Annotated in this window: 1 pseudogene; it reads right to left on the bottom strand. The window is 46.1% G+C overall.

Going from position 1 to position 578, the window contains the following annotated elements:
* Positions 1-578, bottom strand: a pseudogene (locus CER18_RS10200) (Vomp family autotransporter); the annotation flags it as partial.

Here is a 578-nt window from a genome sequence, read left to right as displayed (position 1 = left end):
TAAGACGATCGTTGATACCAGACAAACTTCCGTTAACGCCTTCAAAYGCTCCCGCTACTGTATCATAACTCTTACTCTCACCAGAACTCCCATCACTCTTGAACTGCGTTACTTGGAATTCAGGCGCTGTCCATTGACCGCCCTGATAGCTCGCTCCCCCGCCTAAATAACTCGCTAACGTCTGATTCAACTGATACAACTGGTTCCCCGTAATCGCTTCTGTCGAACCCGCTGAAATATCTCCATCTACAAGATGGCTCAACTTGCTATTGTGCTTCTCTGAACCTGTGCCATGAAGCGCTACAAAGGATTCATCCGCATCACTCCACAACAACGCATTCTGCTCAATATTGTCTGAAAGATCATGATGAAGCTTCGTGAAAGAAGTATTCATGCCTGCAAAAGCAGCAGCAACATTATCATAGCTCGTCTCTTCAGAACTTCCATCATCTTTAAAGCTCACTATCTTGAAGCTTGGGGCTGTCCACTCACCATTCTCGTACTTAGCACCACCACCAAAATAGTTCGCAACCTTATCATTGGTCTCGTAAAGCTGCGAACCATTCACCGCTTCTGTC

It is taken from the genome of Bartonella tribocorum (assembly GCF_002777915.1).
Lineage (GTDB): Bacteria > Pseudomonadota > Alphaproteobacteria > Rhizobiales > Rhizobiaceae > Bartonella > Bartonella tribocorum_A.
The sequence above is the reverse complement of the archived record's forward strand: the minus strand, read 5'-3'. Positions and strand labels throughout refer to the sequence as shown.